Below are 8,522 nucleotides of genomic sequence, written 5' to 3'. Positions count from 1 at the left end.
CCAGAAATCGCTTTCGGCCGGTGCCCACCCATCTTGCCGGGCGCGATGCTGCCGGTCTCGCGCTGCCGGCGCACCCAATCAATGGCAGTGCTGACGGCGATCCCGAACTGCTCGGCCGCCTCATGGCACGACAGCCCTCCACTCACAACCGCCGCAACGACCCGCTTCCTCAAATCCAAAGAGTAAGGCTTGCCCATCCATGCCGGCCTCCAGCCCAGCCAGCATGGGGAATCAGAAACCGCCTGATTTGGGAATCCCAAATCGATTCAAGCTAACTTCATTCCGCTTTAGTCTGGTCGCGCTTCGCGTTGTCCGATCGCGACAGCATTTTCAGCTACATCGAGGCCGAGAATTCTCGTGCCGCGGTCCATGTCGACGAACAGATTGCGAATGCCGCGCGGCGCCTGCTCGCCTTTCCGGATAGCGGTCGGCCGGGGCGTGTCGCTGGGACGCGCGAGTTGGTCATTCCGCGTACATCTTATGTCGCGGCGTACCTGGTCGACGGCGATACCGTTCGCATCTTGCGCGTGCTCCATGGCGCCGCAGATGTGGCCAGACGAACTTACCAACGACGATTGAGGCGGCTCCGTACAGTATCGTGCGACCAGCTGGACGGGCAAGTTTCGATTTATTGCATATATCGTAGGTTGCCTACGATAAGTACGATCAAACTAAATCTTCAAGCCTTCGTCTCGCGTGCGTGCCGGACGAATAAAGGCCTTGGTCAGCGTCTCGAGCGTGACCGGAGCTTTCGTCACACCTTCGGGCGCTGGAAACGGCCGCTGCGCTGGATTTCAACCGCGCGGCATTTTTGTGGGTGCCTTATTCATCTGGACGAGGCGGCCTTTCCGCCGAGCGTTCACAGCACGGACTTTCGCCTCTACAGGACGCCCCACGCCCGGTAGCGTCCCCGCCCGGTCGCCTCGCGCAGGCCGAGCTCGGCGACCAGGTTTTGGGCAGCACGGGGAGTGATCTCGAGTTCCGCCGCGATCATGCCCGCCGAGACGATCGGCCTCGTCAGCACGTAGTCGAGGAGAGCCGGCAGTTTTGAAGTGGCGCGACGGCCGGCGAGTTTTCGGGCGAGCAGGTTTCTGGTCATCAGCCAGCGGTCGTGGTCCTTGCGGCCAGACTCGGCGGCGGCCGTGATGGCCTCGAGTTGCACGACCAAACGCGCTGCGGCGTCGCGTGGCCGCCGGCGCGCACGCGGAATGTTCTTTAGCCCAGCATGCAGGCACGGCAGATGCGAGCGCGTTTTGCCGCGGTCCCTCAACAATGCCGCGGCGAGCAGGCGGCCGAGCCAAGGGGTGTGCTCGAGCGGTTCGATCTCACCCCAGGCGTCGGCGGCAATCGCCCCCGCCAGCGTCGGCGGCAAGCCGCGAGTCTGGTCGACCACATCGCGCCAGTGATCGAGGCGTTCCTCCTCATCCCAGTCGGGATCGTAGATGAGAGAATCCCGCTCCGGCCGAAACCGGGTCTCGTCGGCAAGCCTGCGCTCCGCCCTGGCGTTCGCTGCGTCGATCGCGTCGAAAGCGGCGGCCAGACGGGGATCGGTCTCGCGGACACCGAGGGACAATTCGAGACCCACCTCCTCCCGCTCGGCGTCGTCGTCGACCTCAAAATTTCCCTCGCCTGTCTCCTCTTCTCGCTCGCCCCTGCCGCGCAGGCTGGCGAGCCCCGGAGCCGACAGCGCCCAATCGGGCTTCGCCTCGGCGATGCGCCGACGGGCGCGCAGCACGGCGTGGGCGCGAGTCAGCTCATGGGTGGGAGCGCGGACGTCCATGCCGGCGTCGTGGAGCACGAGGTCATCGAGGTGGACAAGTTCGCCGTCCAGCCACAGACTGGCGCAGGCATCGGTGAAGTGTGTCCGGCTGATTGCGCCGTCGCGGATTGGGCTTTTGGCCAGCCGCTCGTCGAAGCGGGCCACAGCATCCTCGGCGGCGGCGAGCGGCCCGACGAGCTGGGCCCAGGGCAGCGGATCGGGGATTTTGTAGGTAGGCAGCAAGGTCCTGATAACCTTAATGGGAACCAGCGAAACGGAAGCTAACACGGCTTTCGCTTCCGTCATAGCGATGTCGGTTCCGGACCGCCTGGGATTCAATTTCGGTTCGCAAATCAACGAGTTCTGGCGGCCTCAAGCCAGGCTAGCCGCCGGTCGGCGCCAAACCGCCAAGAAGATGCGCCGCTGGCAGCTCCCCTGCCCTCTTCCGGACGCGTCGGCCGCCCTCCGCGCTCAGATGTCCTCCTCGATCGACTGTCATCACGGCTATCGGGCTGGCTTCCCCGCGTCGGTTCGGTGGCTTCGCCGCGAATCAGCGTTCATTACTTCTGCCACGCTCAGGCTCGCTCCGATAGTAGCGCTTGTCAGGCCGCCTCGATGTCGGTCTGCGGAAAATCGGCGCCCTTGAACATCAACGGTTCGCCAAGATATCGGGCGCAGGCGTGGGCGAAACAGTTCCCCGAAATTGAGCCGCGCCGGGTGCCGGCCCTTGCCGAAGCGGTCGAAGGCGTCGAGCGCGATGCGGGCTGTTTCGGGCGCAACGTTCACCATTTTGATTTCCATCAGCGCGAGATAGCTCTCGACAGCTTCGGCCGCCGCGGCGATCGGCAGATCGAGCACGCGGGCGATGGCAATCGCCGCCTCCCACACGGCCAGCGGCGAGGTCAGCCGCGTTGTGCTTTGCTGCACGCGCGCCAGCAACTCGCGCGCCTCGTCTTCGTCGGTCAGCATCGCGGTGAGCGCCGAAGCGTCGATGAGCATCAGGAATCCTCGTACAGGCTGTCGCGGAACGCCTTGTCAGCAGGCTTGCCGCTCTGCGGATTGCCCTTTGCCTTCAAATCGCGACAAAACTGGACGCCCAGGTCGACTAATGACGGCTTGCCCTGCTCGCGCTCGAGTTCATGGGCGAGTGCCGTGTGCACGGCCTCGGTCAGCCCGATTTTCTTCAGCGCCGCGACCCTGCGGGCCAGCGCGTCAGTCTCCGGATTCTTGATATGGAAGGCCATGCGGCGCTCCTCTAGCGTGTATCGTGTATCCTTATATAACGTTCCGGATACACCGCGTGAAGGCCGGGTATTCTCGCGAAATCTGATGGAGAAGGTCGTAAAGCACACGGAGGCCGGAGATTTCTATGGTTAGCATTCTATGAATGCCACCTTCTGGCCTTCCGGGCCCTGTTTCCCATCAAGACCACACGCCATGACCTCGACCGGGCTCGGGCTGAGGACAACCTGGTCCCGGCTCCTGAATTCATTAGGGCGCGGATCGTCGACGACTGGAAGGACGCGCGTCGGCGGGCTGGAAGGCACAGATTGTTGTCAGCTGACAACATCCATTTCCTTGGTAGGCTTAGGGTCTTGTTGTCAGCTGACAACAGTGCTAGCGGCCGGTTACTATCTGGCACCGGAGCGCGAGGCGACTTTCCGCGCCCGATCGGCCGCATTCGGCGTCACGCAACTCTGCGAGATTGGATTGTAGATCCGCCTTGCTGCCGCCGATGGAGTGGCGTTCCGACGCTGGATGCTGCGGATCAACTTCCTGACAGGCCGGATCGAGGCGTGAGCTCCGCCTGCTCTTCGGCTGGTTCTTCCCGACGATCCGCGGTCATGGCTCGACCCCCGATGCCGGCCGTGATCACCCAAGGTCCGGCGGCGGCTCCGCCTGCCCGACCGGGACGCCGCCATCCCGTTGGGCGGGTTCGGACTAAGGGGGATGTTGTCAGCTGACAACAATCTGTGCGGCGTCCCCGATGGGACGACGTCCCCCCTGCGATCGAAACGTCTCGTCCAGGAAGGGATCCGATGCGGCGTGCTCGCCTCGAACTCGAAGGCTCGCGACGGCATCCGGGGTATCTGGACGCCAGGCGTTAAGATTGAATCCGGCCCGGCGCGAGGTCGATCCGCCGCACGGCCGTGCCGCTTAAGGTGGTGGCCCGACCGCGCATTGGCCTCCCTCGCCGAAACAGATCGCATGTGGCACCGATGAGGAGGGGCCCCGCCGCGCTAGGTGTTGGTCGGCCTTGCGGCTCGTGGTTTCGGGGCTCGGTATAGCCGGCAGCGCAATAGCAAGCGCGAATGACCCGGAATGCACTCGGTTGATTGCTCGACGCTTGTTCGTTCGGCTGATTGGCGGAGACCTGCTACCGTGTGGGGCTCGCTGTCGCCTTGGCAAGCGGCGGCCCAGCTTAGTGCCGCAGTGGTGCGTCGATCCACACCGCGATAGATAGCCCAGCGTGCCGCTCGAGCGAGCGAACACTTCCCCCCGCTCGCCATCCAGCTCTGGCGCTTCAACGAGACGGGGAGGGCGCCTTTGGTGGGACCGTCGGTCCTCGGCATCGGGTGCGAGCCCACAGTACATTACGAGGAATGCGATTCTCCGGGGCAACGACTTGCTGGGAAACGGGGAATAGCGACGCCCGCGCGGCAGGGATCAACCGCGCGTCAAACGGCAGTGCGCGCCGACTTGGACGCCAGAGACGAGGGGGGCTGCGGATGGACGGAGGCGTCGGCGCATCCGTACGATAGCAACACCGATCGGTGAAGCGGGTGGTGAGGTACGAAATGACGCTCGGGGACCCGCGCAGCCGAGCCGACTCACGCTATAGTAAAAGCTCCACCGGCTGGGGCCGTTGTTGTCAGCTGACAACAACATCGCGATGCGTCCAAAAAGCCGCTGCTCGCTGTTGGGCATGGCATCGAGCGTTAAGAACTCGTTAACTCTTTATTTCTTGCTCAAATCATAGAATCGTGGCCATCTCTCAAGACGGAGATCAGGCGTCTGACGCGCAGAAACCGTCTTGAGAAGGCAAATGGCGATCTTAGCGGAAGATTCGGTTACGATGAGCGAGACTGCGTCTGCGCGGATCTCTCGGCATGCCGGCATTCTTTCCGGCCAACTTCGCTCGCTCGCGACGACGCTTTTCCCGCCTTCGGCGAGCAAGTCGCTCCGGTCGTTCACCTCAGGAGAGGTCGCCCGAATTGCGGGCGTGTCCGATGGGTACCTTCGACAACTTTCTCTCGACGGACTTGGACCGACCCCGACGACGGGAACCGGTGGCCGCCGATCTTATACTCTGGCTCAGATTCATGAGTTGCGCGGGTATCTCGCCACCGCGCGGCCGCGCGAAGCATTGGAATTTCTCCCGCGCCGCCGCCTTGGTGACAAGCTCCAAATCATCACCGTCGCGAACTTCAAAGGCGGTTCCGCCAAGACGACGACGGCATTGTATCTTTCGCAATACCTCGCCCTCGCCGGCTTTCGGGTCCTGGCGATCGATCTCGATCCGCAAGCTTCGCTGTCAGCAATGTTCGGGTACCAACCCGAGTTCGACATCGCCGCGAACGAAACCCTCTACGGCGCCATACGATATGACGAACACCGGCGGCCAATGCGCGAGGTCGTTCGGCCGACCTATTTTGACGGGATAGGTCTCGTTCCAGGCAATCTCGAGCTTATGGAGTTCGAGCACACCACGCCTCGAGCAATGGTCGAGCGGCGTGAACGCGGACACGACCTATTCTTTCGCCGTGTCGCCAGCGCCATCGACCAGGTCGCCGACGACTACGACGTCGTCGTCATCGACTGCCCACCCCAACTTGGTTACTTGACCATGGGCGCGCTAAACGCGGCGACCGCGATGCTCGTGACCATCCATCCTCAGATGGTCGATGTCGCATCCATGAGCCAATTTCTCCTCATGACGTCGGACCTCATGTCCGTCATCGAGGAAGCGGGTGGGCGCCTCGACCACGATTTCATCCGGTATGTCATCACGCGTCACGATCCTAATGACGTGCCCGAAGCTCAAATCGTGGCGCTCCTCCGCACCCTTTTTGGATCGGATGTGCTCCAGGCCACGGTGTGGAAATCGACCGCGATCGCCAATGCCGGCCTCACTAAGCAATCACTGTATGAGCTGGAGCGCGGCGCCGTAGGGCGAGGTGCCTACGACCGGGCGTTGGAATCGGTCGACTCGGTCAATGCCGAAATCGCGCAACTTCTTAAGAAGGTGTGGGGTCGATGAGCAAACGCACAGACACCATCAAGAGCCTTTTCACGGCCCCGCAATCAACCGCGTTGTCAGCTGACAACGTGCCCGGTGCACTGCCGCGGGTCTCGTCAGGCTCGGTCCGCTCGTTGAAAGACTCCTTTTCCGAAGTCGAGAAAGAGAACGACGAGCTTCGCGAAAGAATTGCATCCGGGGCTGTGATCCTTGAAATTGACCCCTCGCTCGTCGATCCGTCACCGCTGGCCGACCGGTTTCGCGACCAGGATGATAGCTCGTTCGAGGCTCTCAAACAGTCGATCGCACAGCGCGGCCAAGAGGTGCCCATTCTCGTTCGGGAGCATCCTGAAGCGAAAGGGCGCTACCAGAGCGCCTATGGTCATCGCCGCGTCCGCGCCACACGCGAACTAGGCATTTCAGTCAAAGCGGTCCTGCGAGCGCTGTCAGATGAAGCGCTTGTCGTGGCGCAAGGACTCGAGAACGCACCACGCGAAGATTTGAGTTTCATCGAGCGCGCGACCTTCGCGATGCATATCGAAGATGCCGGGCACAGCCGGTCAATCGTGCAAGACGCCTTGTCGATCGATCGGGCAGAGGCGTCAAAGCTTCTTGCCGTGGCTCGATCGGTCCCAGCCGAAGTCATTCAAGCAATCGGGAAGGCTCCGAAAGTTGGCCGCGGCCGCTGGCAGTCATTTGCTGAATTGATCAAGGATGTAGCGGCGCTCAAACGTGTCAGGACGGCGATCGCCGAACCTAAATTTGCAGAGCGAGAAACTGATGCTCGATTCCTTGCAGCATTCACGGCGGCAAGCCGTCCATCTTCCGCGGGACCATCGAAGCCATCCGAAGAGAAGCCTGTCTTTTCCGTATCCGGAGACAAAATCGCGCACGTGCGTCAGGCCGAGCGCGAATTGAAGCTCACCATCGACAAGAATGTCTCGACGACATTCGCGGCATTTCTTGTCGACCAACTCCCGGCCCTGTTCGACGCGTTTTCCAAGACGAGCAGCGGTCAGGAAAGCACCGAGGCCTGACGGCCTCGTCCCGCAAACGCAGACCAGGAGCAGACAAGGCAAAAGAAAAAGGCCCCCGAAACGCAGTTCCGGAAGCCCTTCTCTTCAAGTTTGGCGACTAACAGAGAATCACTTTCGCGAATCGCAGTCAAGAGTTTCTACGCGATTTTATCGTCGTTTCGGCGAGCAGGTTTCCTTTGCCCAGCTGAGGCAAAGACATGCAGTCACACTCTCCAACGACGCCCTTCGGGCGGCGATCGCTGACACTTGCCCATGTGGCAAGCCATATGGTCGCAACAGAACGCCCGCCCGAAAAGATCGTGCACAAATGGAAGATCTTTCATGCCATCTGTACGGCACGGCCGCGGCTTGGCGTGTCCGAGCGCGCGCTCTCAGTGCTTAACGCGCTCCTGACCTTCCATCCTGAGACGGCGCTCACAGGAGAGGATGAACTGATCGTCTTCCCGTCGAACCATCAGCTCAGTCGGCGAGCGCACGGTATGCCGGCATCGACGCTGAGGCGTCACCTGGCCGTACTGGTCGACGCGGGGCTGATCGTTCGGCGCGACAGTCCGAATGGCAAGCGGTATGCGCGGAAGGACAATGCTGGCGAAATCGAGCTCGCCTTCGGCTTCGATCTTTCACCGCTCGTAGTACGGTCAGAGGAGTTTGAGGGCCTGGCGGCCGATATCGAAGCGGAAGCCCGTGCACTCAAGCTGGTGCGTGAACGGATCACGCTGTGCCGGCGCGACATCGCGAAGATGATTGCAACCGGCATCGAGGAAGGCGTCCCGACGCGAAGGGCAGGGCAGGGGCCTGCCGATTGGCAGGAGGTGCATGCCGCCTTCCGCGCAATGGTCGCTCAGATTCCGCGCACCGCGACGCGCGAGGAGCTCGAGCCGATCGCTGACGAGCTGTCGCAACTGGCTGACGACGTGCTCAATCTTCTGGAAACACACATCAAATCCAAGAATCCGAGCGCCAATGAGTCCCATTCTGAGCGCCACATACAGAATTCAAATACCGAAGCCCTCACTGATCTTGAACCTTGCCTTCCAAAAGGCAGGGTGGCGGGAGCTGAGCCAAGACCTCGACCATCGCGAGTCGCCGAAAGTTCGTATCCGTTGGGAATGGTCCTGAGTGCATGTCCGGACATCGTCGATTATGCGAAGGGTGGGATTTCGAACTGGCGCGATTTCCTCGCCACGGCGGCGGTTGTGCGATCGATGCTGGGGATCAGCCCGAGCGCCTGGGAGGAGGCGCAAACCGTCCTGGGCGAAATGCAAGCGGCGGTCGTCGTCGCCTGCATTCTGCAACGCGGCACCACGATCAGATCCGCTGGCGGTTACTTGCGTGGGCTGACGCGGAAAGCGGAGGTCGGGGAATTTTCTCTTGGGCCGATCCTGATGTCGCAGATCAACTCCCGGCTCCATGAAAAACGAACGGCCTGACGGATGGGTAAGCGTCTCTGTGCGCCACCGGCTCGGGCTGACGCGTACGTGGTTCG

The 8,522-nt window shown here is 61.9% G+C and carries 6 protein-coding genes and 2 pseudogenes; 4 read left to right on the top strand and 4 right to left on the bottom strand.

Going from position 1 to position 8,522, the window contains the following annotated elements; translation table 11 throughout:
- Positions 1–197, bottom strand: a 197-nt coding sequence (locus AC5ZG5_RS41900) for a helix-turn-helix domain-containing protein (protein WP_496165525.1), incomplete at its 3' end; no start/stop codon positions are given.
- Between the two features lie 111 nt (positions 198–308).
- On the opposite strand from AC5ZG5_RS41900, the pseudogene AC5ZG5_RS41895 reads away from it, so the two are divergent.
- Positions 309–579 (top strand): annotated as a pseudogene (locus AC5ZG5_RS41895) (type II toxin-antitoxin system RelE/ParE family toxin).
- A 301-nt stretch (positions 580–880) separates the two neighbouring features.
- On the opposite strand, the gene AC5ZG5_RS41890 reads toward AC5ZG5_RS41895, so the two are convergent.
- The 3 genes and pseudogenes from AC5ZG5_RS41890 to AC5ZG5_RS41880 form a co-directional block, all read right to left on the bottom strand.
- The gene (locus AC5ZG5_RS41890; protein WP_456646548.1) at positions 881–2,065 is read right to left on the bottom strand and encodes an RHE_PE00001 family protein; all 1,185 of its coding nucleotides are present in this window, start codon (positions 2,063–2,065) and stop codon (positions 881–883) included.
- A gap of 296 nt (positions 2,066–2,361) precedes the next feature.
- A pseudogene (locus AC5ZG5_RS41885) lies at positions 2,362–2,758 on the bottom strand (type II toxin-antitoxin system VapC family toxin).
- Complete coding sequence (locus tag AC5ZG5_RS41880) at positions 2,758–3,003, bottom strand: type II toxin-antitoxin system VapB family antitoxin (RefSeq protein ID WP_061880551.1); 246 nt, start codon at positions 3,001–3,003, stop codon at positions 2,758–2,760. The pseudogene AC5ZG5_RS41885 and the gene AC5ZG5_RS41880 overlap by 1 nt, the downstream one beginning before the upstream one ends.
- 1,802 nt (positions 3,004–4,805) lie before the next feature.
- Here AC5ZG5_RS41880 and repA point away from each other — a divergent pair.
- From repA to repC, 3 genes are all read left to right on the top strand, one after another.
- Entirely contained in the window at positions 4,806–6,020 is a 1,215-nt protein-coding gene (gene repA / locus AC5ZG5_RS41875; protein WP_130230411.1) for a plasmid partitioning protein RepA, read from the top strand.
- Positions 6,017–7,036 carry a plasmid partitioning protein RepB gene (gene repB, locus AC5ZG5_RS41870; RefSeq protein WP_456646549.1) on the top strand — a complete coding sequence of 340 codons (1,020 nt, stop codon included), beginning with the start codon at positions 6,017–6,019 and terminating at the stop codon, positions 7,034–7,036. The genes repA and repB overlap by 4 nt, the downstream gene beginning before the upstream one ends.
- Before the next feature lie 197 nt (positions 7,037–7,233).
- Positions 7,234–8,466 (top strand): plasmid replication protein RepC, encoded by a 1,233-nt coding sequence (gene repC, locus AC5ZG5_RS41865; protein WP_456646550.1) that lies wholly within the window; start codon positions 7,234–7,236, stop codon positions 8,464–8,466.
- Positions 8,467–8,522 lie beyond the last annotated feature (56 nt).

The organism is Bradyrhizobium sp. Ses1 (assembly GCF_059512365.1).
This window is presented reverse-complemented; position numbering and strand designations above follow the sequence as displayed.